The 24,194-nt window shown below is 73.9% G+C and carries 23 protein-coding genes; 8 read left to right on the top strand and 15 right to left on the bottom strand.

The genetic code is table 11. The features are described from left to right. Positions 1 to 10: 10 nt before the first annotated feature. The 7 genes from NI17_RS03785 to NI17_RS03755 are packed head-to-tail and all read right to left on the bottom strand — an operon-like array spanning position 11 to position 8,988. Positions 11 to 1,753 carry a hydantoinase B/oxoprolinase family protein gene (locus NI17_RS03785; protein WP_119267701.1) on the bottom strand — a complete coding sequence of 581 codons (1,743 nt, stop codon included), beginning with the start codon at positions 1,751 to 1,753 and terminating at the stop codon, positions 11 to 13. Then, positions 1,750 to 3,828, bottom strand: coding sequence for a hydantoinase/oxoprolinase family protein (locus NI17_RS03780; RefSeq protein ID WP_068689358.1), 2,079 nt, complete (start codon positions 3,826 to 3,828; stop codon positions 1,750 to 1,752). The genes NI17_RS03785 and NI17_RS03780 overlap by 4 nt, the downstream gene beginning before the upstream one ends. Continuing rightward, positions 3,825 to 5,120: an amidohydrolase family protein gene (locus tag NI17_RS03775; RefSeq protein ID WP_068689360.1), complete on the bottom strand. Its 1,296-nt coding sequence runs from the start codon at positions 5,118 to 5,120 to the stop codon at positions 3,825 to 3,827. The genes NI17_RS03780 and NI17_RS03775 overlap by 4 nt, the downstream gene beginning before the upstream one ends. Beyond that, positions 5,114 to 6,301 carry an NAD(P)/FAD-dependent oxidoreductase gene (locus tag NI17_RS03770; RefSeq protein WP_119267604.1) on the bottom strand — a complete coding sequence of 396 codons (1,188 nt, stop codon included), beginning with the start codon at positions 6,299 to 6,301 and terminating at the stop codon, positions 5,114 to 5,116. Before NI17_RS03770 ends, NI17_RS03775 begins: the two co-directional genes overlap by 7 nt. Then, positions 6,288 to 7,739 (bottom strand): NAD(P)/FAD-dependent oxidoreductase, encoded by a 1,452-nt coding sequence (locus NI17_RS03765; RefSeq protein ID WP_199859971.1) that lies wholly within the window; start codon positions 7,737 to 7,739, stop codon positions 6,288 to 6,290. Before NI17_RS03765 ends, NI17_RS03770 begins: the two co-directional genes overlap by 14 nt. After that, positions 7,736 to 8,041: a (2Fe-2S)-binding protein gene (locus tag NI17_RS03760; RefSeq protein ID WP_068689364.1), complete on the bottom strand. Its 306-nt coding sequence runs from the start codon at positions 8,039 to 8,041 to the stop codon at positions 7,736 to 7,738. Before NI17_RS03760 ends, NI17_RS03765 begins: the two co-directional genes overlap by 4 nt. Beyond that, a complete protein-coding gene (locus tag NI17_RS03755; protein WP_068689366.1) occupies positions 8,038 to 8,988 on the bottom strand; it encodes a dihydrodipicolinate synthase family protein in 951 nt (316 codons plus the stop codon). The genes NI17_RS03760 and NI17_RS03755 overlap by 4 nt, the downstream gene beginning before the upstream one ends. Before the next feature lie 216 nt (positions 8,989 to 9,204). Between NI17_RS03755 and NI17_RS03750 the strand changes: the two genes are divergently transcribed. Further along, on the top strand, positions 9,205 to 10,293 hold the full coding sequence (locus NI17_RS03750) for a LacI family DNA-binding transcriptional regulator (RefSeq protein WP_068689368.1): 1,089 nt from the start codon (positions 9,205 to 9,207) through the stop codon (positions 10,291 to 10,293). After that, positions 10,290 to 11,819, top strand: coding sequence for an FAD-dependent oxidoreductase (locus NI17_RS03745; protein WP_119267527.1), 1,530 nt, complete (start codon positions 10,290 to 10,292; stop codon positions 11,817 to 11,819). Before NI17_RS03750 ends, NI17_RS03745 begins: the two co-directional genes overlap by 4 nt. Before the next feature lie 130 nt (positions 11,820 to 11,949). On the opposite strand, the gene NI17_RS03740 is transcribed toward NI17_RS03745, so the two are convergent. From NI17_RS03740 to NI17_RS03720, 5 genes are read right to left on the bottom strand one after another with little or no spacing between them, the layout of a single operon-like run. Next, on the bottom strand, positions 11,950 to 13,029 hold the full coding sequence (locus NI17_RS03740; protein ID WP_068689372.1) for a mandelate racemase/muconate lactonizing enzyme family protein: 1,080 nt from the start codon (positions 13,027 to 13,029) through the stop codon (positions 11,950 to 11,952). Positions 13,030 to 13,035: 6 nt separating this feature from the next. Next, entirely contained in the window at positions 13,036 to 13,941 is a 906-nt protein-coding gene (locus NI17_RS03735) for a 5-dehydro-4-deoxyglucarate dehydratase (protein WP_068689373.1), read from the bottom strand. Between the two features lie 59 nt (positions 13,942 to 14,000). Next, positions 14,001 to 14,891, bottom strand: a complete 891-nt coding sequence (locus tag NI17_RS03730; protein WP_234401757.1) for a sugar phosphate isomerase/epimerase family protein — start codon at positions 14,889 to 14,891, stop codon at positions 14,001 to 14,003. Beyond that, a complete protein-coding gene (locus tag NI17_RS03725) occupies positions 14,888 to 16,054 on the bottom strand; it encodes a dihydrodipicolinate synthase family protein (protein ID WP_084012486.1) in 1,167 nt (388 codons plus the stop codon). The genes NI17_RS03730 and NI17_RS03725 overlap by 4 nt, the downstream gene beginning before the upstream one ends. Beyond that, the gene (locus NI17_RS03720) at positions 16,051 to 17,205 is read right to left on the bottom strand and encodes a Gfo/Idh/MocA family protein (protein WP_068689375.1); all 1,155 of its coding nucleotides are present in this window, start codon (positions 17,203 to 17,205) and stop codon (positions 16,051 to 16,053) included. Before NI17_RS03720 ends, NI17_RS03725 begins: the two co-directional genes overlap by 4 nt. A 201-nt stretch (positions 17,206 to 17,406) precedes the next feature. Here NI17_RS03720 and NI17_RS03715 point away from each other — a divergent pair, with 201 nt between their 5' ends. The 4 genes from NI17_RS03715 (at position 17,407) to NI17_RS03700 (ending at position 20,404) form a co-directional block, all read left to right on the top strand. Then, complete coding sequence (locus NI17_RS03715) at positions 17,407 to 17,856, top strand: hypothetical protein (protein ID WP_068689377.1); 450 nt, start codon at positions 17,407 to 17,409, stop codon at positions 17,854 to 17,856. 714 nt (positions 17,857 to 18,570) lie between these two features. Then, positions 18,571 to 19,119, top strand: a complete 549-nt coding sequence (locus tag NI17_RS03710; RefSeq protein WP_157129700.1) for a hypothetical protein — start codon at positions 18,571 to 18,573, stop codon at positions 19,117 to 19,119. Between the two features lie 13 nt (positions 19,120 to 19,132). Continuing rightward, on the top strand, positions 19,133 to 19,591 hold the full coding sequence (locus NI17_RS03705; RefSeq protein WP_068689384.1) for a hypothetical protein: 459 nt from the start codon (positions 19,133 to 19,135) through the stop codon (positions 19,589 to 19,591). 318 nt (positions 19,592 to 19,909) lie between these two features. Next, positions 19,910 to 20,404 (top strand): hypothetical protein, encoded by a 495-nt coding sequence (locus NI17_RS03700; RefSeq protein ID WP_068689385.1) that lies wholly within the window; start codon positions 19,910 to 19,912, stop codon positions 20,402 to 20,404. Positions 20,405 to 20,633: 229 nt separating this feature from the next. Here the strand turns inward: NI17_RS03700 and NI17_RS03695 are convergent, their stop codons facing one another. Beyond that, on the bottom strand, positions 20,634 to 21,242 hold the full coding sequence (locus NI17_RS03695) for a cyclase family protein (RefSeq protein ID WP_170163026.1): 609 nt from the start codon (positions 21,240 to 21,242) through the stop codon (positions 20,634 to 20,636). A 76-nt stretch (positions 21,243 to 21,318) separates the two neighbouring features. Next, positions 21,319 to 21,810 (bottom strand): nucleoside deaminase, encoded by a 492-nt coding sequence (locus NI17_RS03690; RefSeq protein ID WP_119267730.1) that lies wholly within the window; start codon positions 21,808 to 21,810, stop codon positions 21,319 to 21,321. Between the two features lie 234 nt (positions 21,811 to 22,044). Here NI17_RS03690 and NI17_RS03685 point away from each other — a divergent pair, with 234 nt between their 5' ends. After that, on the top strand, positions 22,045 to 23,190 hold the full coding sequence (locus tag NI17_RS03685) for a carboxylate-amine ligase (RefSeq protein WP_068689387.1): 1,146 nt from the start codon (positions 22,045 to 22,047) through the stop codon (positions 23,188 to 23,190). Between the two features lie 29 nt (positions 23,191 to 23,219). Next, a complete protein-coding gene (locus tag NI17_RS03680) occupies positions 23,220 to 23,699 on the top strand; it encodes a hypothetical protein (protein WP_068689389.1) in 480 nt (159 codons plus the stop codon). Here the strand turns inward: NI17_RS03680 and NI17_RS03675 are convergent. Then, complete coding sequence (locus tag NI17_RS03675) at positions 23,656 to 24,177, bottom strand: hypothetical protein (protein ID WP_068689391.1); 522 nt, start codon at positions 24,175 to 24,177, stop codon at positions 23,656 to 23,658. The two genes, NI17_RS03680 and NI17_RS03675, sit on opposite strands and share 44 nt — an antisense overlap. Between the last annotated feature and the right edge of the window lie 17 nt (positions 24,178 to 24,194).

Genomic DNA, 24,194 nt, shown 5'->3' with positions numbered 1-24,194 from the left:
CCGGCGGGGGTTATCCGGCCGCGTCCCGCGCGGCCTGGCGGGCCGACCGCGCGGGGGTGGGGTGCCAGGTCCCGTCGTCGGCGACGACGACGCCGTAGAGCTCCCGGGCCGCGTCGACGCTGACGTAGCCGTCGCTGACGTCGGCGACGACGGCGGCCGGGTCGCGGTCCAGCGGGTCGCCGTATCCGCCCCCGCCCGCGGTGCGGTTGACGAAGCGTTCGCCCGCGGCCATCGCGGTGCGGTACATGCCCACGCGCTTGGCGCGGTCGGTGTCCGGCCACAGCACCATCTCGCTGGGCTCGGGCTCGTGCCCGCCGTGCAGCGCCCACGGGCGGGTCTTGCTCTTCTTCTTCATGGACAGCACCTCGCCGTCGGCGGTGAAGCGCACCTGCCGTTCCACGCCGAGTCCGCCGCGGCGGCGTCCGGCCCCGCCGGAGTCCGGGATGAGCTCCAGCCGCTCGTGGAAGAGCGCGGCCCTGTGCTCCAGCACCTCGACGGGGGTGTTGCGCACGGTGGTCTGGGAGGGGTGCTGCTGGGCGGTGCCGCCGTCGTGGTCGCGGGCCGCGCCCCAGCCGATGCCCTCGTTGTTGCTGACCACGTAGTCCCGTCCGGTGCGCGGGTCGCGGCCCAGGGCCATGAAGCCGGGTTCGTCGCCACCGCTGGAGGCGGGCAGGGAGTCCAGGACCTGCGACAGCGCCTTGTAGATAAGTTCGAAGGCGACGATGGCGCTCCACTGGGTGAACGTCGCGGCCGGGTAGACGGCGTGGAAGAAGTTGCCGGGGTCGGCCTCGACCCTCAGCGGGCGGAAGTGGCCCGCGTTGGTGGGTTCGGTGGAGGTGGTCAGTCCCTTGAACGCGGCCTTGGCCAGACCCAGGGTGGAGCCGATGGGCAGGTTGACGGGCCCGGCCACGGCGCCGTCGGAGCCGTTGAAGTCGACGGTCATCTCCTCGCCGTCGATGGTCACCCTCACCTCCATCCGGATGAGGTCGTCGGTGACGTAGTCGTCGTCGACGTAGTCGACGGCCGTCCAGGTGCCGTCGGGCAGCGCGGCCACGGCACGCCGCGCCATCCGTTCGCCGTGCTCGATGACCTGGTCGATGGCGCGTTCCACCCGGTCGCCGCCGAACTTGTCCCACACCTGGCGCAGCCGCGCCTCTCCGGTGCGCAGGGCGGCCAGTTGGGCGTGGAAGTCGCCGATGGTCGCCTCGGGCAGCCGCGAGTTGAACCGGATCAGTTCGACGATGTCGCGCACTGTCTCGCCTGCGGCCACGATCCGGGTGCCGGGGAAGATCAGCCCCTCCTGGTGCATGTCGGTGGAGTCCAGCACGTAGCCGGGCTCCTTGGCGCCCAGGTCCATCCAGTGCGCGCGCACCGCGAGGAACGCGGCGGGCCCGTCGTGGTCGTCGCGGTGGACGGGAGCGCACAGCATCGCGTCGTAGGCGTGGGCGCCGCTCCAGTACGGGTAGTTCATGATGAACACGTCGCCGGGACCCATGTTCTCGACGCCGACGTACTCCACCAGTTTGACCACGGCGTGGTCGTTGGCGCCGAGGAAGTGCGTGATGCCCGCGGCCTCCGCCATCAGTTGGAGTCTGGAGTCGTACAGCGAGATCCCGAAGTCCAGGACGTCGTAGATGACCGGGTTGAAGGCCGACCTGACCAGGGTGCGGCGCATCTGCTCGGCGACCGACACCACGTAGTTGCGGATGACCTCGACGGTGGCGCCGTCCAGGGGCGGGGTCGGGGTGCTCATGGGCGGTCCTCCCGTTCCGGGTCGGCCGCGGGGTCGGCCGCGGTGACCAACAGGTGTCCGTAGGGGTCGACGGTCAGGCGCTGGTCGCCGAAGATGACCGTGGTGGAGGTGCCCTCCTCGACGACGGCGGGACCGTCCAGGCGCTGTCCCGGGGCCAGGTGGTCGCGCCGGTAGACGGCGAAGGGCGTGGTCCGGCCGGTGGCCAGGTCGTAGGCGTCGCGTTTGGCGACGGGCTCGGCGGCGCCGGTGGCGGCGGGGGCCTCGACCAGTCCCGGTTTGGGCAGGTGGCCCACGGCGCGCACGCGCAGCGTCATGACCTCTCCCGGCTCGTCCATGGCGTGGCCGTGACGGGAGCGGTGCAGTTCGTGGAACCTGCCGAGGACGGACGCCGCGGTGTCGCCTTCGACCAGGTCGATGCCCAAGGTGTGCTCCTGGCCCCGGTAGCGCACGTCGAGGCGCCGGGTCAGCGTGCTCTGCGCGTCCCGCACCCCCTGGGCGGCGAGCATGTCGCGGGCCTGGGCCTCCAGTTCCTCGAACAGCGGTTCCAGGGCCGCCACCCCGGTGTCGTCCAGGGGGCGCAGCACGGTGGTGGAGAACTCGTACTCCAGGTCCGACATGAGCATGCCGAACGCGGAGAACGCGGCGGGCACCCGGGGGATGACCACGGTGCCGATGTCCATGTCGCGGGCCAGCATCGGGCCGATGAGGGGGCCCGCGCCGCCGAAGGCCAGCAGCGCGAACTCGCGCGGGTCCAGACCGCGTTCCACGGTGATCTCCCGCAGCGCGCCCACGGACCGGGCCAGCATCACGCGGAACACGCTGGCCGCGGCCTCGTCGACGCCGACACCCAGGGGGCGGGCGAGGCGGTCGGCGACGGCTTCGGCGGCCGCGGCGGTGTCGACGCGCATCCGCCCGCCGAGGAATTCGGCGGCGTCCAGGTAGCCCAGGACCAGGGCGGCGTCGGTGACGGTGGGTTCGGTGCCGCCGTTGCCGTAGGCGACGGGGCCGGGGACCGCTCCGGCGCTGCGCGGACCGACCTTGAGCAGGCCGTCGTCGATCCAGGCGATCGAACCGCCGCCCGCCCCGATGGTGCGCAGGTCGAAGATGGGGATGAGCAGCGGGAAGCCGTCGATGGCGGCCTCGTGGACCTCGCCGGGCTCGCCGTCGACGATCACGCACGAGTCGATGCTGGTGCCGCCCACGTCGAAGGAGAGGATGCGCGGGTGGCCGAGTTCGCGTGCCAGGTAGGACGCGCCCACCACTCCTCCGGCCGGTCCGGACAGCACGGTGGCCAGGGGGGCGCGCCGGGCCAGGTCGGCGGTCATCGCGCCGCCTCCCGAGCGCATGATGTGCATCGGGTCGGCCAGCCCCCGCTCCCGCAGGCCCCGGTCGAGGACGCTGATGTAGTCGTTGAGGACGGGGCGGATGTAGGCGTCCATGACGGCGGTGCTGGTGCGTTCGTACTCGCGGTACTCGCGGGTGGTGTCGGTGGAAACCGACACCGACAGGCCGGGGAACGCCTCGCGCAGCAGGGCGGCGGCGCGCCGCTCGTGCTCGGGGTTGGCGTAGGAGTGCAGGAAGCACACCGCGACGGAGGTGATTCCCTCCTCCACGAGGAGGCGTCCGGCGGCGACGACGGCGTCCTCGTCGAGTTCGGTGGCGACCCCGCCCTGTGCGTCGATCCGTCCGGGCACGCCCAGGCGGTGGCGGCGCGGCACCAGCGGGGGCGGGCCGCTGTAGGAGAAGTCGTACATGTGGTCGGCGGGGATCGCCGCGCGCGCGATCTCGAAGATGTCGCGGAATCCCTCGTTGGTGAGGATGCCGACGTCGGCTCCCCTGCGTTGCAGGATCGCGTTGAGCCCGAGGGTGGTGCCGTGCACGAACGCCTCGACGTCGCCCAGGTCGGCGATGAGGCCGCCGACCGCGTCGAGCACGCCCGCCGCGGGGTCGTCCGGGGTGGTGGACGCCTTGTTGAGCCGCATCAGGCCGGTGCGTTCGTCGTAGGCGATGGCGTCGACGAACGTGCCGCCGATGTCCACGGCCAGGCGCAGGGGGCGGTCGTGGGAGTGGGTCACTGCTGTCCTCCGGTGGGAGCTGCGGGCAGGTCGTCGCGCACGACGCGGCCTCCCTGGACCACCAGGGGGATGTCGTGGAGGGCGGCGATGTCGGAGGTGGGGTCGGAGCCCACCGCGATGAGGTCGGCGACGTATCCCTCCTCCACCAGCCCGATCTCGTGGTCGAGCATGACCAGGCGCGCGGCGTTGACGGTGGCGGCCTGCAGCGACTGGAGCGGGGAGAGTCCCGCGTCGGTGAGGAACTGCATCTCGCGGACCTGGGTGACGGTGCCGTCCATGGGTTCACCGGGCGGGTAGTCGGTGCCGGTGACGATGGTGATGCCCGGTGCCTCGGGGTCGCCCGTGGTGTTGAGGCCCTGGGCGACGGCGCGCCGGATGCTGTCCAGGTGCCTGGGACCGACCTCCATGGCCAGTTCGATCTGCCATTCGGTGAAGTCGTGGGCGCGCATCCAGTCGGGGCAGCGGGTCACGGTCAGGGTGGGGGTGAGGAACGCCCGGTGGCGCGCCATCTGCGCGATGGTCTCCCCGTCGAGGTCGTATCCGTGCTCGAAGCCGCGCACCCCGCAGGCCAGCGCCTCCCTGATCGCGCCGGAGCCCCCGGCGTGCGCCACGACGTAGGTGCCGTGCTCCCGGGCGGCGCGTACCGCGGCGCGCATCTCCTCGGGGGAGGTCTGGGAGCTGTTGAAGGTCTCGCCCAGGTGGGCGATGCCTCCGGTGATGAAGATCTTGATGTGGTCGGCCCCGGCGTCCAGTTCGGCGCGTGCGGCGCGCAGGAAGGCGTCGTGGCCGTCGGCGAAGACGCTGAGGCCGCCCTTGCCGTGTCCGCCGGTGGTGGAGACCGCCAGTCCGGCGCCCACGATGCGGGGCGCCGGGGCCCAGCCCTCGGCGGCCGCCGCGCGCAGCATGAGGTCGGCGCGGTTCTGCTCGCCGAGTGTGCGCACCGTGGTGACTCCGGCGTTCAGGGCGTCGCGGGCGCGTGCCGCGGCGCGCAGCACCGTGGTCGCGGAGTCCTCGTCGTCGTCGGCGTCGCTGAAGGGGTAGAGGACCGACAGGTGGGTGTGCACCGAGATCAGTCCCGGCACCAGGTAGCGTCCGCCCAGGTCGACGGTGCGTTCGCCGGGGGCGGGCGCCTCGGCGGTGATCCGCGCGACGCGTCCGCCGGTGATCTCCACGTTGCGGTCGCGGCGCAAATCGCCGGTGCGCACGTCCACCACGTGGGCGTTGGTCAACCACAGCGATCCGGGCGCGGACGCCTCTCCGGGCTCGGGCCGTGGGCGGTTGTGGTTCAGCACTGGGTCTTTCCTTCCGGCAGTCGGGACTTGGGGGCGGTCCGGTCGGTCCCCATCAGTCGTCGGGGGGAGAAGTCGGTGACGTCGACGCGGGGGCGCCCGCCCGTGACGAGTCGGCGGAGCGTCTCCGCCCACAGCGGGGCGAAGGTGAAGGCGTAGGTGCCGCCGACCACGTAGAGGCCGGTGTGGCCGGGGACCTCCCCGATGAGGGGCATCTCGTCGGGGGTGGCGGCCAGTGGCCCGGCCCAGGTGCGCAGCAGCCGCAGCCCGGCGAGGAACGGCAGGACCCGTCCGGCCTGGTCGACGTTGCCGACGAGGCTTTCCACGCTGACCTCACTGCGCCCCGCCAGGTCGAGGCGGCGGGCCGGCCAGCCGCCGCCGATGAGGACGTTGCCCGCGGCGACCTGCTTGACCGACAGCCCTTCCCCGATGTGCTGCACCAGGTGGCGCAGGACCGGTGGGACACGCACGGTGGCGTGCATCTGGATGGCGACCGGGGCCATGCGCACGTCCGCTCCGGCCAGGGCGCAGACCTGGGCGATCCACGGTCCGGCGGCGTTGACGACGACGGGGGTGTCGTAGTGGTCGTGGGCGGTGTGGACCCGCCAGGCGCCGGTGTGCCGGGTCAGGCCGGTCACCGGGGTGAAGGCGTGAACGCGTGCGCCGTGGCGGCGGGCCGCTGCCAGGTAGGCGGGGCCGGTCTTCAGCGGGTTGGCGTAGCCGTCGTGGGGGCACCAGGTGGCGGCGGTCACGGAGGGGCCCAGCAGCGGCAGTTCCCGGCGGGCGGTGTCGCCATCCAGTACCTCGGTGCGCAGACCGATCCCGGTCTCCCAGCGGTGCTTGGTCCGCAGCTCCGCGTACTGCTCGGGGGTCTCGGCGACCATGAACCCGCCGTTGCGCCGGACCTCCAGGTCTGCGTCCAGTCGGGTCTCGACGTCCTCCCACAGAAGTCCGGCGGCGTGCTGCACGGGCAGCAGCCGGGCGCTGTCGACGGGGACCTCCTGGCCGGGGCGGCGGGTGTGGATGGCCTGGATGTGCAGGTTGCCCGCGGTGGTTCCGGAGCCCTCCCGGTTGGGCGCCCCGCGCTCCAGCACGACCACGCGCAGGCCGGACCGGGCGAGTTCGAAGGCGGTCGCGCAACCGAGCACGCCCGCTCCGACGATGACGGCGTCAGCGGTGCCCATGCGGCTTCCTCCGGTCGGTCGTGTGCTCGGGGGCGGGCACGGCGGTCAGCGGCAGGGGGCGCACCGGCATCCGGGCGGGGACGGCGGCCTGGCCGGGCGCCCCGGTGCGGTCGCGCAGCGCGGCCAGCGCCGGCCCGCACTCCCGTGCCTGGCAGGGGCCCATCCCGGCGCGGGTGGCGCCTTTGATCCCGGGCACCTCGGCGCCGCCGGGTTCGGCGGCGGCCGCGCGCACGGCTCCCGCGGTGACCGACTCGCACCGGCAGACCAGGGCGTGGTCGGGAAGCGCGGAGACGAGGGCGTCGGCCAGGACGCCCGGCGCGGGGTAGAGCGCGGCGGTGAGGTCGGCGAACCGGCGTGCGCGGGCCAGGCGGACGGCGACGCTCCGCCGGGCGGCCCGGGTCGCGGGTCCCCCCGCGCGGGCCAGCACGTCCAGGGCGGCGGCCTCCCCCCGGGCGAGGGCGCTCGGGGCCCCGGCCACCCCGGCGGCCTCCCCCACGACGTACACGCCCGCGCGGGAGGTGCGGCCGGGGCCGGTCACCACGGGGGTCTGGTCGCCGGTGGCGGGGTCGCGGCGCATCGCGCAGCCCAGCAGTTGGGCGAGGTCGGTCTGCGGGCGGAAGCCGTATCCCACGCACAACGCGTCCACGTCGTAGCGGTGCAGGACCCGGTGCGGGTCCCGCAGCGGGGCCACGGTCGCCGACTCCACCCGGCTCCGGCCGCGAGCCTCGGTGACGACCGCTCCCTGCAGCAGGGGGACACGGTGGCGGGCCAGGCCCAGCAGGTGGGAGGAGAGTTCCGCCAGGCGGCCGGGGAAGCGGGCGGCGCCGAGCGCGCGTACGCCCATCCGGTAGGGGGTTCCGGCCTCGACCACGGCGAGGACGCGGGCGCCCCGCTCCAGCAGGGAGCGGGCGACCGGCAGCAGGAACGGCCCCGATCCGGCGACCAGCACCCGGGAGCCCACGGCGACCCCCTCCTCGGCCATGTGCTGGGCCAGTCCGGGGGTGACGACGCCGGGCAGGTGCCATCCGGCGAACGGGATGGCGCGCTCGAAGGCCCCGGTGGCGATGACGGTGTGGGCGGCGTGGACGCGCGTGGTCGTGCCGTCGGGGGCGACGGCCAGCAGCGCGGCGCGGTCGTCGCTGACGCCCCAGACGGTGTGCCCGGTGAGCACGCGCACCCCGGCGGCGCGGACCTCGGCGACGAGGCGGGCGCCCTCGGGACGGTGGTCGCCGAGGCGCTCGGTCACCTCCGGTCCGGGGCGGCGGTAGTACTGGCCGCCGGGTTCGGGTTGCTCGTCGAGGAGGACGACCGACAGTCCGCCGCGGGCCAGGGTGAGCGCGGCCGACAGTCCGGCGGGTCCGGCACCGACCACGGCCGCGTCGGCGCGGTGGTCTCCGCCGCGCGCGCCGGCCGGTGCGGCCGTCGGCTGGGTGCTCATGAGTCCTCCCTGTCGGGGGCGGTGCGGCCGGTGTCGATCCGCATTCCGGGGCGCACCCGTTCCAGGCAGGCCCGTCGTCCGGGGGTGCCGTCCACGGTGACCTCGCATTCCATGCAGACCCCCATCCCGCAGAAGGGTCCGCGCGGTTGGCCGGTGACCGCGTCGCGTCGGAAGTCCCAGCGGCCGTGCGCGATGAGCGCGGCGGCGACGCTGGTTCCCGCCGGTGTGCGGACCGCCTCCCCGTCCAGGTGGAGCACGATCCACGGACCGGGGGCGGCGGACGCCGGCCTGCGGGCGCTCACCGGGCCTCCGCGGTGGGTGCCTCGGGCAGTCCGGCCGCCTTGACGGCGCGTTCGATCGCGGCGAGCGCGTCGGGGTCGGTGACGGGCAGCAGCGGGGGCCGCACCGTGCCGCCCGGCTGGCCCAGCAGGGCCATGGCCGCCTTGAGCTGCGGGACGGGGGAGGCGAAACGTCCGCTGTAGTCGGGGTTGACCAGCGCCGACGACAGTGCGGTGTAGCGGTCCGCCCAGTGCCGGGCGGTCTCGCGGTCCCCGGCGCGGACGGCCTCGTAGTAGGGGACCGCGAAGGGCGCCCCCAGCGCCCCGCCGTCGATGTTGCCGTCGCCGCCGATCCCGAGCAGGACGGCCAGTCCGCGGCGGTGCAGGAAGCTGCCGAAGACCCGGACGCGGTCGCCGACGGACTCGACGGTGGTGAGCATGCGCAGCCAGTCGCCGGTGCTGTCCTTGACCGCGACCACGGTGTCGATGTCGCACAGACGGCGGATCAGGTCCTGGTCGGCGGCCATGTCCACGGCCACGCCCCGGGGCCAGTTGTAGACCATGAACGGCAGGTCGGTGGCGGCGCAGACCTCGGTGTAGAAGGCGAGGGTCTCCGCCGGGGAGGGGTGGACGTAGGGCGGCGGGGTGGCCAGCGCCCCGTCGGCGCCGATGTCGGCCGCGTGGCGGGCCAGCCGTGCCGCCTCGCCGGGGGTGTAGGCGGTGACGCCGACGACCACCGGGATCCGGCCGCCGATCTCCTCGACCGCGATCCGGGCCACGCTGCGGCGTTCGTCGGGGGTCTGGCTGAACCACTCGCCGGTACTGCCGTTGACCAGCACTCCGTGCACGCCCTGCGCCAGGTAGAGGCGGAGCAGCGCACGCCAGGCGTCCTCGTCGAGGCGGCCTTCGGTGTCGAAGGGGGTGGGCGCTGCGGGCCAGTAGCCCCGCCAGGTCACGTCACCGCGGTCCATGGTTCTTCTTCCCACTCGTCCGAACCGATGCCCACCCACGTTTGTGGGATCGGTTGCATCATGTTCACCAGGGGAAATACGAGAAGTCAAGCGCGTAATACAGAGTTAACCTGGAGAAACTTGCCGGTAGCACGGCCCAGCCGCCAAACCCTGTGGCATTATGGGGACCTCATCGTGCAAACGTTTGCAGAGGGTCCAGTCTCCCGGAGGAGGGGCATGGCGGTCACACTCAAGGATGTGGCTGCCGCGGCCGGAGTGTCGCGCAGCACGGCGTCGCGGGCGCTGAGCGGATCGCCGCTCATCGCGCCCGAGACCCGCACCGCGGTGGAGAACGCGGCCAGACGCCTGGGCTACCGGCCCAACCGGGCGGCCAGCGCCCTGCGCTCCCGCCGTTCGAAGCTCATCGGCCTGGTCATGAACAACCTGATCAACGCCTCCTTCCACACCATCGCCGGAGTCGTGCAGCGCTGCGCCGCCGACGAGGGCTACCAGGTGATCCTGTGCATCACCGACGCCGAGGAGGCCCGGGAGGAGTCGGTGCTGCGCATGCTCGCCGAGCACAACGTGGACGGCGTGCTCGTCATCGGCACCGGAAAGAACGCCGCGACGTGCGACGAGATGCTGGACGCGGGCACCGCGGTGGTCAACGTGATCCGGGCCCCCGACGACGGCCGCGCGCCCTCTGTGCTGGCCTCCGACCGCGAGGGCGCCTACGCCGCCACCCGCCACCTGCTGGAACTGGGCCACCGGCGGATCGGCTACCTGGGCGGTCTGCCCTCGGCCAACTCGGGACGGGAGCGCTACGCGGGCTACGAGGAGGCACTGCGCGAACACGGCCTGGAAGCCGACCCGGTCCTGCTGGAGCGCGGCCCCTTCTCCCCCGCGTTCGGCGCCGAGGCCACCCGCCGCCTGCTGGAGCGGGCACCCGACATGACGGCGCTGTTCGGCGCCAACCACGAGGCGGTCTTCGGGGTCCTGCCCACCCTGGCCAGCGCCGGAATCCGTGTTCCCGACCGGCTCTCCCTCGTCTGCCACGAGGACATCCACTGGCTGGCGAACTGGCAACCACCCATCACGGTCGTCGACAACGGCGCCGCCGAACTGGGCCGACTCGCCTTCGACCTGCTCATGCAGCAGATCCGCGGCACCCTGAGCACAGCCGACTCCCCCGGCCTCACCTACCGGATCGGCGCACGCCTGATCACCCGCGCCTCCTGCGCTCCCCCCACGTGGCCGGCCCCCGGCACGGAACCGCCCCACGCCATGTGTCACACGGCGGGAACAGGGGAAGTGGGCTCCCCATGACGACGCTGCCCGGAACCCACGAGTCCTACTGGATGGACTCGGTCCCGCCCACTCCGCACCCCGCGCTCGACGGCGACGTCGAGGTCGACGTCGCCGTGGTCGGCGGCGGCATCGCCGGGATCTGCACCGCCTGGGAACTGGCCCGCGCGGGGCGTTCCGTGGCGATCCTGGAGGCCGACCGCGTCGCCGCGGGCACCACCGGCTACACCACGGCGAAGCTGTCGGCACTGCACGGCCTGGTCTACTCCCAACTGGCCAGGGCGCACGGCGCGGAGGGCGCGCGCCTGTACGCGCGCTCCCAGCAGGACGCGGTCGAGCACGTCGCCGAGGTCGCCGACGAACTCGGCGCCGACTGCGACCTGGAGCGCGTGCCCGCCTACTCCTACGTCGAGTCCGCCGACGGCGTCGACCAGATCCGCGCCGAGGCCGACGCCGCGCGCGAGGCCGGGCTGCCCGCGTCGTTCACCACCGACACCGGCCTGCCGTTCGACGTGGCGGGCGCGGTCCGGGTGACCGGCCAGGCCCAGTTCCACCCCCGCAAGTACCTGACGGCGCTGGTCGCCGACCTGCTGGACCACGGCGGCAGCGTCTACGAGCGCACCCGCGTGCTCGACCTGGACGAGGGCGACCCGTGCCGGCTGACCACCGAGAACGGGGCGACGGTGACCGCCCGCGACGTCGTCGTGGCCACCCACTACCCCGTCTTCGACCGGGCGCTGCTGTTCTCCCGGCTGGAACCGCGCCGCGAACTCGTCGTGGCCGCGCCGCTGCCCGCCGACCGGGCCCCCGGCGGCGCCTACCTCACCACCGAGCAGAACACCCGCTCGGTGCGCACCACCCCCTACGGCGACGGGCGGCGGCTGCTCATCGTCACCGGGGAGACGTTCAAGCCCGGCACCGGCGACACCGAGGAGATGTACCTGCGGCTGGCCGAGTGGACCCGGGAGCGGTTCGACGTCACCGAGATCACCCACCGCTGGGCCGCCCAGGACAACCACACCACCGACCGCGTGCCCTACGTCGGCCTGTTCCACCCCGGCACCGAGCACGTCTGGGTCGCCACCGGCTACGGCGCCTGGGGCATGAGCAACGGCGTCATGTCGGGCAGGCTGCTCGCCGCGCTCATCACCGGCGGCGCCTCTCCCTGGGCCGAGCTGTACGATCCGCGGCGGCTGCGGGGACTGCGCGAGGCCCCCGCGTTCTTCAGGCTCCAGGCGTCGGTGGCCCGGCACTTCATCGGGGACCGGCTGACCACCACGCACGTCGACTCGGTCGAGGAGATCCCGCCGGGGTCGGGGGCCGTGGTGCGGGTGAACGGGCAGCGCTGCGCCGTCTACCGCGACGGGTCGGGCACGGCGCACGCGGTGTCGGCGCGCTGCACCCACCTGGGCTGCATCGTCGCCTTCAACGCCGCCGAGGAGGCGTGGGAGTGCCCCTGCCACGGCTCGCGCTTCGGCCTCGACGGCGAGGTCCTGCACGGCCCGGCCACCCACCCGCTGGACCGCGTCGACGTGTCCCGGGAGTGAGGTCCGGGCCGTCTCCGGCCCCGATCGGGTCCCGGACCCGCTGCCGGGACTCCGGAAGCCTCGGCCCGAGGCCGCCTGGGACTCCCCTGGGCCGAGAGGGCTCGGCCCAGGGGGCCCGGACTCCGCGGGGTCAGGCGATCGGGGCGAGGTCGGGGGCGAACTCCAGGCCGTGGCCCGGGCCGGTCTGCGCGGTGGCCCGCCCGCCGGTGATCTCCACCCCGCTGGGGCGGGCGAGCGCACCCAGGGCGGCGAAGGAGGCGCGGTCGATGTCCTCGACCATCGCCGCCCGCGGCACGCACAGCGCCAACTGCGTCGACAACTCCGGCAGCAGGTGCGGGGCGACGGGCACGCTGTGGCGCGCGGCCAGTTCCGCGACGCGCAGGAACGGGGTGATGCCGCCCACCCGCACCGCGTTGGGCTGGGCGACGTCGCACACCCCCGCGGCCAGGGCCGCCTCGAACTCGGCGACGGTGCGCAGGTTCTCCCCGATCGCGAACGGGACCGCGGTGCGCGAGCGCAGCCGCGCGTGCGCGTCGAGGTCGTCGGCGGGCAGCGGCTCCTCGACGAAGTAGGGGTCGAACCGTTCCAGGGCGGCCAGCGCCCGCACCGCCGCGGGCAGGTCCCAGCGCTGGTTGGCGTCGAGCATGAGCAGCCGGTCGTCTCCGATCAGCTCCCGCACCGCCGCCACCCGCTCCACGTCGCGGTCCAGCTCCGGCGAGCCCACCTTGATCTTGACCGCCCGGTGTCCGGCCGCCAGCCAGCCGCGCACCTGCTCCAGCAGCTCCTCCAGGGTGTGGTCGAGGTTCACCCCGCTGCCGTAGGCCGCCACGTGCGCGCGCCGCCGCCCGATGAGGTCGACCAGGCTCACCCCGGCGGCGCGCGCGGTGAGGTCCCACAGCGCGATGTCCACCGCCGCGGCGGCCATCAGGGTCAGTCCGCTGGTGCCCGCCTCGCGCAGGTGCCAGCGCAGCTCGTCCCAGCGCGGCCCGGGGTTCACCTCGCGGCCCAGCAGCGCGGCCGGGCAGTCGTCGCGCAGCAGCGCCAGCACCGCGCCCGCGCCGATGAGCGGCGTCCAGGCGAACCCGGTGCCGACCTGTCCGGTGTCGGCGACCACCCGGACCACCACGACGTCGTTGCGGTCCACTCCGCCGTCCCAGGCCCGGTGCAGCGGCAGCCGGTGGGCCTGGGCGGTGATCTCGCTGATCCGCATGCCCGGTCAGCTCTTTCCGACCGCGGCCAGCCCGGCGTCGACGATCGCGCGCAGCTCGGCGAGTTCGTCCTCGGTGGGGTCGACGAACGGCGGCCGCACCCCGCCCACGTCGGCGCCGCGCAGCCGCGCCCCGGCCTTGACCAGGGAGACCGCGTAGCCGGGGACCCGGTCGCGCAGCCGGACCAGCGGGTCGTAGAACACCCGGACCAGGGTGTCGGCCAGCGGGTCGCCCGCGTGGGCCGCCTCGTAGAACGCGGTGGCCACCTCGGGCACGAACGCGAACGCCGCCGAGGAGTACAGCGGCACCCCCACCCCCCGGTAGGCCCGGAAGGTCAGTTCGGCGGTGGGCAGGCCGTTGAAGAAGACGAAGTCGTCCCCGCGCCGCTCCCGCACCGCCAGCACGATCTGGTGCATCCGCCCCAGGTCGCCCACGCCGTCCTTGATGCCGACCACGGAGGGGATCCGGGCGATCTCGGCGGCGCTGTCGGGGGTGAACACCATGGTGCCGCGCTGGTAGACCACCACCGGGATGTCCACGGCGGAGGTGACGGTGCGGACGTAGTCCACCAGGCCGCGCTGGGGCGCGCCCACCAGGTAGGGCGGCAGCAGCAGGACGCCGTCGGCGCCGAGGTCGCGGGCCGCTGCGGCCTGCTCCACCGCGGTGCGCACGCTGCCGCCCGCACCGGCGACGACCGGCACCCGGCCCGCGGTGACGGCGACCGCGCGCTCCACCACGCGGGCGTGCTCCTCGGCGGACAGGGCGTGGATCTCGCCCGTGCCGCACGCCGCGAACACGCCGCCCGCCCCGTGGTCGAGGCCGGACGCCACGTGCCGCTCGAACGCGGCCTCGTTGAGGTCCCCCCGCTCGTCGAAGGGGGTGAGCGGGAAGAACAGGATTCCGTCGAAGTCCATGAGGGCTCCTTGGTCGAAGTCCGGGAGCGCTTGGCCCGGACCGTGGGCGTTGGCGGTGGTCAGACGACGTACTGCACGTGGCGGCGGGCCACGGTGGCGATCACCGCGTCGCCGTCGGCGGCCCAGACGTCGGCGTTGAAGATCTCGACCTCGATGTCCCCGGTGTAGCCGGCCGCGTCGACGGCGCGGCGCAGCCCGCCGACGTCGGCGTAGCCGTCGCCGACCATCCCGCGCCCCAGCAGCGGGTCGGCCGGGATCGGCAGCACCCAGTCGCACGCCTGGTAGATGACGATGCGCTCGCCCGCGCGGGCGATCTGCGCCCGCACCTGCGGGTCCCACCACACGTGGTAGGAGTCCACGACCACGCCCACCGCCTCGGAGGCGAAGCGCTCGGCGATGTCCAGGGCCTGCCCCAGGGTGGACAGCACCGCGCGGTCGGCGCAGAACATGGGGTGCAGCGGTTCCAGGCCGAGGCGGACGCCGCGCTCGGCGGCGTAGGGGACGAGTTCGGCGAGGGCGTCGACCACCCGCCCGCGGGCGCCCGCCAGGTCGCGGTCGCCCTCCTGGAGTCCGCCGACGACCATCACCAGGGAGGGGGCGCCCAGCTCGGCGGCCTCGTCGATGGCGCGCCGGTTGTCGTCCAGGGCGGCCGCCCGGTCGGTTCCGGTGAGGAACCCGGCCCGGCAGTAGGAGGAGACGCGCAGTCCGGAGTCGCGGAGCAGCCGGGCCGCGGCGGCCAGTCCCATCTCGGCCACCGGTTCACGCCACGGGCCGATCGCGGGCACTCCGGCGCGCAGGCAGCCCTCGACGGCCTCGGCCAGGCTCCACCGCTTGACCGTGGCCTGGTTGAGGGAGAGCCGTGCCAGCCGCGGGTCGCCCGGCCGGGGGGTGGGCACCGCGGCGGGAAGGCCGGAGGGGACGTCGACGGTCGTCTCGATGGTCTCGGTCACTGGTCCACCCCGGCCACGGCGAGCAGGGAGCGCATGCGGGCCACGGCCGTCTCCGGGTCGGTGAGCACCCCGGCGGCGTCGGCGAGCCGGAACGCGGTCGCCAGGTGTGTCAGGTCGCGGGCGCTGTGCAGTCCCCCCACCATGGAAAAGCCTTTCTGGTGTCCGTTGAGCCAGGCCAGGAAGGTGATCCCGGTCTTGTAGTAGTAGGTCGGCTCGGCGAAGAGGTGCCGGGCCAGCGGAACCGTGGGCTCCAGCAGCGCGCGGTAGCGGTCGACGTCGCCGGAGTCCAGGGCGTGCAGGGCCTCGGCGGCGGCCGGGGCGATGGCCGCGAACACGCCCAGCAGCGCGTGCGAGTGGCCGTCGGCGTCGCCCAGGATCAGTTCGGGGTAGTTGAAGTCGTCCCCGGTGTACAGCCGCACGCCCTCGGGCAGCAGGTTGCGCAGCCGCACCTCCAGGGAGGCGTCCAGCAGCGACACCTTGATGCCGTCCACGGCGTCGGCGTGGTCGGCGATGAGGGCGGCCACGCCCTCGATCGCGTCGGCGGGGTCGGCGTGACCCCAGTACCCGGCGAGCGCGGGGTCGAAGACCTCGCCCAGCCAGTGCAGGACGACGGGCCGGTCGGCCTCGGCCAGCAGCCGCCCGTACACCTTGGTGTAGTCGTCGGGGCCCTCGGCGACGGCCGCGAGCGCGCGACTGGCCATGACGACCGGTTGGGCGCCCGCCTCCTGGACGACGGCCAACTGCTCCCCGTAGGCCCTGATAACGCTTTCCAGACTGGCCTGCCCGGGCTCCAGCTGGTCGGTTCCGACCCCGCAGACCAGGGCCGCGCCCCGCGTGGCGGCCTCGGCTGCGCTGCGTCGGATCAGTTCGGCGGTGGCCTCCCAGTCCAGCCCCATTCCGCGCTGGGCGGTGTCCATCGCGTCGGCCACGCCCAGTCCCAGGTCCCACAGGTGGTGGCGGAAGGCCATCGTGGCGTCCCAGTCGAGCCGGGCGGGCCGTCCGGGTCCGTTGCCGCCCAGCGGGTCGGCCACCACGTGGGCGGCGGCGTAGGCGGTGCGCGAACGCGCGGGAGCGGTGCTCCCGGGGGTGACGGGCGCGCCGAGCACGGTGTAGGTCTCCAGGGCTCCCGTCGCGTCGGGCAGCCGCAGGGTCAGCGACGTCACGGCAGTGCGACCTCCTCCAGTTCCACGGTGCGGCCCGACTGCGCCGACCGCAGCCCCGCCTCGGCCAGTTGCAGTCCGCGCGCCCCCGACAGCAGGTCGTGCGGGAAGGGCGCGTCGGCGCGCAGGTGCTTGAAGAACAGCTCCCACTGGGCGCGGAAGCCGTTGGGGAACTCGGTGTTGTCGGGCACGGTGTCCCACTGCTCGCGGTAGCGGCCCGGGTCGACGGCGTCGGGGTCCCACACGGCCTTCGGCGTGACCGAGCGGTGCTGCACGCGGCAGCTGCGCAGCCCCGCGACCGCGCTGCCGTGCGTGCCGTCCACCTGGAACTCCACCAGTTCGTCGCGGTCCACCCGCACCGACCAGGAGGAGTTGATCTGCGCGACGGTGCCGCCCTCCAGCTCGAAGACGGCGTAGGCGGCGTCGTCGGCGGTGGCGGTGTAGCGCCGCCCGCCCTCGTCCCAGCGTTCGGGGATGTGGGTGGCGACGCGCGCGGTGACGGCGCGTACCGGGGCGAACAGTTGCTCCAGGATGTAGTGCCAGTGCGGGAACATGTCCAGCACGATGCCGCCGCCGTCCTCGGCGCGGTAGTTCCAGCTGGGGCGCTGCGCGGGCTGCCAGTCGCCCTCGAACACCCAGTAGCCGAACTCGCCGCGGATCGACAGGATGCGACCGAAGAACCCGCTGTCGACGAGGCGGCGCAGTTTGAGCAGGCCGGGCAGGAACAGCTTGTCCTGCACGACGCCGTTGCGGATTCCCGCGTCGCGGGCCAGCTTGGCCAGTTCCAGGGCCGCGCTCAGGCTGTCGGCGGTCGGTTTTTCGACGTAGACGTGCTTTCCCGCGGCGATGGCGGCGCGCACCGCGGCCTCGCGGGCGTGTGTGATCTGGGCGTCGAAGTACACCTCGACCGAGTCGTCGGAGAGCACCGCGTCGAGGTCGGTGCTCCACCGCTCGATCCCGTGCCGCTCGGCGATCGCGCGCAGTTTCTCCGCCGAACGCCCGACGAGGACGGGTTCGGGGATGACCCTGGAGCCGTCGGGCAGCTCCACCCCGCCGTCCTGGCGGATGGCCAGGATCGATCTGGTCAGGTGTTGGCGGTATCCCATGCGTCCGGTGACGCCGTTCATGGCGACACCCAGCACGTGATCACCCATGTGTCGTCCCACCTTTCTTGTGAAAGCGCTTTCCAAAGTACGCCAAACCCGCGCCGAACGCCAGTGGCACCTGGGAGAAGCCCGTCTCACCGGGGCGGAGGCACAACCGGGAGATGCCGTGGAGCGGCGGCGGTACAGTGTCCCGGCCCGGCCGCCCCCCCACTCGCTCCCGCGCCTCCCTCCCACCCCGAGGTCGATACCGTGGACGACCTGGTACTCATCCTCTCCGTGCTCGGCGGCCTCCTGCTGCTGACCGCTCCGCTGCCCAGGTTCGGCACGGGACGACGGGTGCTGTCCGCCCTGCTCGGTCTCGCCCTGCCCGTGTGGGGCGGCTGGGTCTTCCTCTTCGGCGGCTGGTACCTGATCAGCTTCTACGTGGTCGTGCTGCCGGCAGCCCCGGCAGTCGGCAACGTGGTGGCGATGTTTCGGGGAGGCTCCGCCAAGGAGGCTTCCCACCCGCTCCCGCAGGGACCGCAGCCGTACGGCGCTCCTCCCCCCTCGCCCTACGCGCAGCCGCCCCAGGCCCCGCCGTACCCGCACCCGAAGGCCCCGTATCCGCCGCCCCGGCCGCCGCCTCCGATGCCGGGGCAGCAGCTCCCCCCGCCGTACCCGCCCCAGCAGTGGGGACCGTATCCGCCCGCGCACCCCTGACGCGGCGCGCGGCCCCGGCGAGAGAGCGGACGGGCGCTCTCCCCCTTCACGGGAAAGCGCCCGTCCGCGTTGTTTCCCGGCCTCGGAGAAATATCGCGGCACCGCTGCAACGGATCCCTTCCCCGCGACACAGGAGTGTGCAGTCGTACGGAAAGACGACGAGGACGGGGCACCCGGCAGGGGTGGGTTCACCCGTCTGTTCGAGCGGCACTACGAGGCCGTCCACCGCTACGCCTGGCGTCGGCTGGGGCCCGACCACGCCGACGACGGTGGCGGCCGAGACCTCCGGCCTGGTCTGGGAGCACTTCGACAGGGTTCCCGGAACCGATCCCCTGCCGTGGCTGTACGGCGTGGCGCGCAACGTCGTACGGGCCAGGTCCCGCCAGATGCGCAGGCGCGGGGAGGTGTTCAGCAGGTTCGCGAACCAGTGGACCTCCCCCGCCGCCGAGACCGACAACGCCGACCTGGTCACGGAGCGGCGCACCGCGCTCTCGGTGCTGCACCGGCTCAGACCCGACGACCGCGAACTGGTGATGCTCCTGGCCTGGGAGGGCCTGGACGTGCCCGCCGCCGCCCGGGTGCTGGGCTGCACGGTCGCCACCGCCCGCGTCCGTGGCACCGGGCGCGCAGGCGCATCGAACGGCTCCTGGCCGACGCCGCGGCGGACGCCGCCCACCCCGCCACCGTCCCGCTCGACACCGCGAAGGAGAAGCGTTGAACACCGACGAACGCGCCGTGCGCGACCTGCTCGCACCACACGATCCCGCCTCGGCCGTCCGGGTCGACGCCGAACAGCTCGCCCGGGCCCGCGTCGACGCCGTGGCCCGCGGCGCCTCCCGCGCCCCGGGGGCGCCTGGCCGCCCTCGGCGCCGCCGCCGCGGTGGCCGCCCTCGCCACGGTCGGGGAGTTCGCCCTCGACTCCTCGGAGACGGCCTACGCGGGTCCCCCTCCTGCCCCCTGGCGGTGGTCCCCTCCGAACTGGGCGACGCCCGGGAGGAACTGCTGGCCCTGGCGGAGACGGCCGAGGTCCGGTCCGCGTCCGCGCCCGGGGACGTCGCCTACGTGCGCACCTCGCAGTGGAGGCTGACCCTGGCGCAGGACGCGGACACCGGCGAGTCCGGCTGGGGCATCGCACCGGTCGACCACCAGGTCTGGCGCTCGGTCGAGGAGGACGCGGGCTACTGGATCGAGCACCCCCTGCCCCCCCGAGCACCTGGAGGGGGACGAGTCCCCCCTCCGGTTCCTGTTCGAGGAGGGCCCTGAGGAGAGCGACGGCATGGACGAGGGCATGGCGCTCACCTGGGAACCGGGTGAGCTGTCCACCGACCCCGAGCGGTTGGAGGCCCAACTGCTGACGCTGTGGGACGGCACCAGCACCGCGGACCTGTTCGTCTCGCTCCAGGAACTCTACGGGGAGCGGCCGGTCGCCCCCGCCGAGCAGGGCGCGATCCTGCGTCTCCTGGCCGAGCACGGCGACGTGCGGTCCGCCGGGACCGCCACCGACCGGGAGGGCCGCTCGGGACTGCTCTTCCTCACCGAGGACACCGAGAGCGCCGAGGGGCAAATCCTGCAACGGCGGATCATGTTCGCCCCCGACACCGGGATGCCGCTCTACCACGAGACCGTGGTGGTGGAGAGCGACGACCCCGTCCCGACCGGTCGGCTGCCGCAGGTCAACCACTACGCCGTCCTGGTCGCCAGCGCGTGGGTCGAGGAGGTCGGCCAGCGGCCCTGACCGCCGCCCCGCCCCGGTGCGCCGGAGAGGCCGCCGACGCGGGCACCGGGGCGCAGAACCGCTCAAGCGAGTGCGGAAAAGAGGCCCCGTCGAAAGGGGAGTCCGGTCGGCCCCGCAAATGCGGAGAAGGCCCGAAGAACATGCGGGAACGCAGGAGAATCCGGTCCCTTCCGTTTCCGGATCTCCCCTGACGTCACCTCCACGCCGTCTTTTGAGCGTGAACTCCCCCGATTTCATCCGCCGTTCCCCCGATCCGGCGGCCTGCCTGCCGGAGCGCGCGTCCCACGCACCGCTACCGCGCTCACCTGGACCGCCCACGTGGCCGATCTGCCCGCCCTCTCCGAGCAGGCCGGGGCCGAACCGGAACTGGCGGTCCTCGACGCGCTGCTCCCGGCGTTCGACGCGCTCGGCCGGTCGAGGAGCGATTTGTACTCCGGCTACGTGTTCGCGGCGCTGCCCGCCACGGCCAGGAAACACCTGGAGGATGCCATGAACGCCGGAATCCACGGATTCAGGAGCGACTTCGTCGGCCGTCCCCACCGTCAGGGCAGAGCGGAAGGACTCGCCGGGGGAGAGGCCGAGGCCGTGCTGACGGTCCCGGACGCCCGGGGCATCGGGGTTTCCGGCGCCGTACGCGAGCGGGTCACCTCCTGCACCGACCTCGACCAGTTCGCCGTCCGGATCCGCCGCGCCGCCACCGCGAGGACCGCCGAGGAGCTGTTCCACCGAACCACCGTGTCAGAAGCGCGGGCCGCACCCCGCGCTTCCAGTCCCCCAGGGGTCGTGGAACCTCGCCCCGAAGGGGTCGTGTGACCTCAACCCGGTGAGTGGTTTCCAGGCGGCCTCAGGCCAAGGCCACCTGCCCCTCCTCCGGGGCTGGAGTCCGTGGTGCGGGACTTGTCCGGAAAGTTCGGGAGCACTGCCGCAGGCCAGGCGCACAACGCCGTCCACGGCCCCGACCACGCCTTCGAGTCCGGTCCGGCGCGCGTACCCGACTGCGCCGGGGGGTTCGTCGAACGCCGGAAGGTCCGGTGAGCGCCCCTCAGGCCACCTCGGCCACCACCCGCACGGGCGCGCCGTCCGACTCCAGGCGCAGCGGCAGCGCGTAGACCCGGAACTCCGCCGCGTCACGCAACCGCCGCAGACCGGTCAGGTTCTCGATGATGAGCACGTCGCCGGCCAGCAGCGTGTGGTGCACCTCGAACGGCTCGTGGTCGACGCTGCACATGTCGACGCCCACCATGCTCGTCCGGCGCTCCACCAGGTACTCGGCGACCTCCAGCGGGACCTCCGGGTGGTCGGTGAAGTAGGACGGCTCGTGGTAGACGTCGCCCATCCCGGTGTGGAACAGCACGATGTCGCCCTCGGCCACCCCGGCACGCCGTACCGCGTCGAGGTCGAAGCCGCCGCGCGCGTCGACGTAGCGTCCCCGGCCGACGAAGCGGTCGACGGGGTAGTGGTCCAGGTGGGCCCCGTCGGCCAGCATGTGCCGGGGCGCGTCCACGTGGGTGCCCGCGTGCGTGCCCAGCGAGACGCGCTGGCAGCGGTAGCCGTCGTCGGCCAGGTCGGCCGCGGGTTCGATCCGGACCTCCGGGTCGCCCGGATAGACCGGTGTCCGTTCGGTGACGAGCACCGACAGGTCCACCAACACTGTCCAGCCCTCCGTTTCCGGGATCTTGCCGCCGCGGTCGTTGCGGGCGGGCCGGTGCGACCGCGGACGGCGGAGGTCAGCGCGGCCCCGCCGCTCCGCGGTGGAAGCGGCGGTGCAGGTCGCGCACCTGTTCGGCGAGTTCGGGCACCGGGCCCTCCACCGCGACGCCGGGGACGACCTCGCGGACGGGCAGGGGACGCACCGGAGGGGCGGGGACCCCGAGCTCGGTGAGCCACTCGGTCAACTGCGCGGACGAGCTCGCGTACACGATGCGGCCCAACCCGACCCAGCCGTGCGCGGCGGCGCACATCGGGCAGTGCTCGCCGGAGGTGTAGACGGTCGCCGCCGCCCGCTCCCCGGGGCTCAGGTGCTCCGCCGCCCAGCGCGCCAACGCGAACTCGGGGTGGCGGGTGCGGTCACCGGAGGCCACCCGGTTGTGGTCCTCGCCGAGGACGGTGCCGTCCCCGGCGACGAGCACGGAGCCGAACGGCTCGTCGCCCGCCTCCAGGGCGCGGGCCGCCAGTTCCACGCAGCGGCGCAGATGCCGCAGGTCGGTGTCGCTGACCACGGTGTCCTCCCGAAAGGCGATGCTCCTGGCGGCGGTCCCGCGTCCGTGCCGTCAGGAGTGACCCTAGCGGCAGGAGCCAGGAGGAGGTCCCTGATCCCGGGAATTCCGTCCCGCGCTCGCGGTGCTTCCGGCGTCAAGATCACACGGACTGTTTCCGAGGACTCGGGCCGGGTAGCCGCGTTGTCGATGCGTTCGAGGGCTGCGCGCCGACACACAGGTGAGGGAAGAACGAGGATGGCGGACCCGCGAGGGGTGCCCGGCCTCCCCACGATGGGAGTGGAGGAGGAGTTCCTGCTCGTGGACGCCGAGGGGCGACTGGCCGAGGCGGCCTCCGAGATTCTCGCCGCCGCGGACCCCGACCCGGCGGAACTGCATCCGGAGTTGACCCTCGCCCAGGTGGAGGCGGCCAGTGGTGTCCACTGCGACTCCTGGTCGCTGCTGGAGGAGCTGCGCCACGCCCGGAGGCACCTGTCGCGGGCCGCCGCCGACCGGGGGCTGCGCCTGGTGGCGGTCGGCGCGCCGCCGCTGCCCACGGAAAGACCGCCCGCGCTGAGCCCGGACCCGCGGTACGCGCGCATGCGCGAGGAGTTGGGTCCGCTGCTGGACGCCGGAGGCAGCGCGGGCTGCCACGTGCACGTCGCCGTCCCCGATCTGGCCTCGGCGCTGCGGGCCCTCAACCACCTGCGACCGTGGCTGCCCGCGCTGCTGGCGCTCACCGCGAACTCGCCGTTCTTCTCCGGCGTCGACACCGGATACGCCAGTTGGCGCTACGTCCGCTGGTCGCAGCTTCCCTCGGCGTGCCCACCGCCGTTCCTCTCCGGCGAGCAGGACTACACCGACACCGTCGACGGGCTGCTCGACTCGCAGGCGGCGCTGGATCCGGGGATGCTCTACTGGGACGCCCGCCCCTCCTCCCGGCACCCGACCCTGGAGGTGCGGGTCGGCGACGTGGCCGCCACCGCGGAGGAGGCGGTGCTGCTGGCCGTGCTGGTGCGCGGGCTCGTCGCGGTGTTCCTCACCGAGGACGCGGACTCCCCCGCGCCGCGCCTGCCGCCGGAGGTGCTGCGCGCGCACATGTGGCGTGCCGCCCGCGACGGGGTGGGCGGCCACTGCCTGCACCCGGTCGCCGGGCGGCTGCGTCCGGTGCGCGAGGTGCTGGAGGCGCTGCTGGAGCGGATCGCTCCGGTGCTGGAGCGCTCCGGTGACGCGCGTTTCGCGCGGACGATGACGCGGGTGCTGTGCGCGGTGGGCTGCGGCGCCCAGCGCCAGCGCGACCTGCGCGCCCGCTGCTCGGGTACGGCGGAGTTCGTCGACCGCGTCGCCGAGACCACGGTGGGCGGCCCGTTCCGCGCCGCGCACGGCAGCGAACTCGTCACGTGAGTCCGCGCGGTCCCGTAGGGTCACCACACATGGAACGGTTGCTTCTGGTGGCCGCGCGGGCGGTGATCGGGTTCCGTGGCCACACCGACCTGCCGACGCACGCCGCCCACGCCCTCGCGCGCGGGCTCGACTCCCCGGCGCTGCGGGAGGTCGCCGGTCTGGGCCCCACCGATCCCGCCCGGGAGGTGTTCGCCGAGGCGTTGCGCGAACTGGGTGCCGACTGGCCCGACGAGCCGACCGCCCATCTTCTCCTGGCGCGTGAGGCGGCGTCCGCGATCCTCGCCGAAGAGGACGGCGACACCGTCCGCGAACTCGCCGAGACCGTCTACCTCCACCTGTGCCACGCGCGCACGGGACACGAACGCTGGCTTGACTTCTGCTTCTCCCTGGAGTGTCCCCCCTCGACCCGCGACCGGCTCCTCGCGGACATCCGTTCTGCGGCCCGCGCCCTGCCGGATGTACCCCTCAGCCCCTGCCGCGCAGGGGTTCCAGGTCGGCGGGGTCGGTGACGCGACGCAGGGCGGTGAGTCCGGCGGGTTCGGCGGGCGCGAACAGGCGGACGAGCCAGTCGGCGTCGAGGACGGCCGCGGCGACCCAGGAGTGCGCGGTGCGCAGCACGGTGAACGGGTGTGCCGTGCCGTCGACGGTGAGGGAGCGCTCCGACCAGGCGGCGTCCGCGGCGGGTGCGGGCGCGGCCCAGTCGGCCGCGCCGGCGGTGCAGCGCTGCATGACATCGCGTTCGGCGCAGAAGGCGCGCAGCCACCGCTGCTCGGGCGGGGTGCCGGACTCCCGGCGGCGGACGGTGATCTCCAGGTCGAGGTGGGCGTCGACCGCGCGCCACCCGAAGTCGACCACCACCTTGTCGGGCAGCGCGTGTCCGGGGCGGACCGTGGCGGCGCTGACGCGGCCGCGCTCGGCCCGGCCGACCGGCGCGAGGACGGGGACGGCGGCGACCAGTGCGGCCGCGGCGACGGGTTCACCACTCACCCCTGCAGCCTAGTGCC

Origin of the sequence: Thermobifida halotolerans (assembly GCF_003574835.2) — a bacterium.
GTDB classification, from domain to species: domain Bacteria; phylum Actinomycetota; class Actinomycetes; order Streptosporangiales; family Streptosporangiaceae; genus Thermobifida; species Thermobifida halotolerans.
This window is presented reverse-complemented; position numbering and strand designations above follow the sequence as displayed.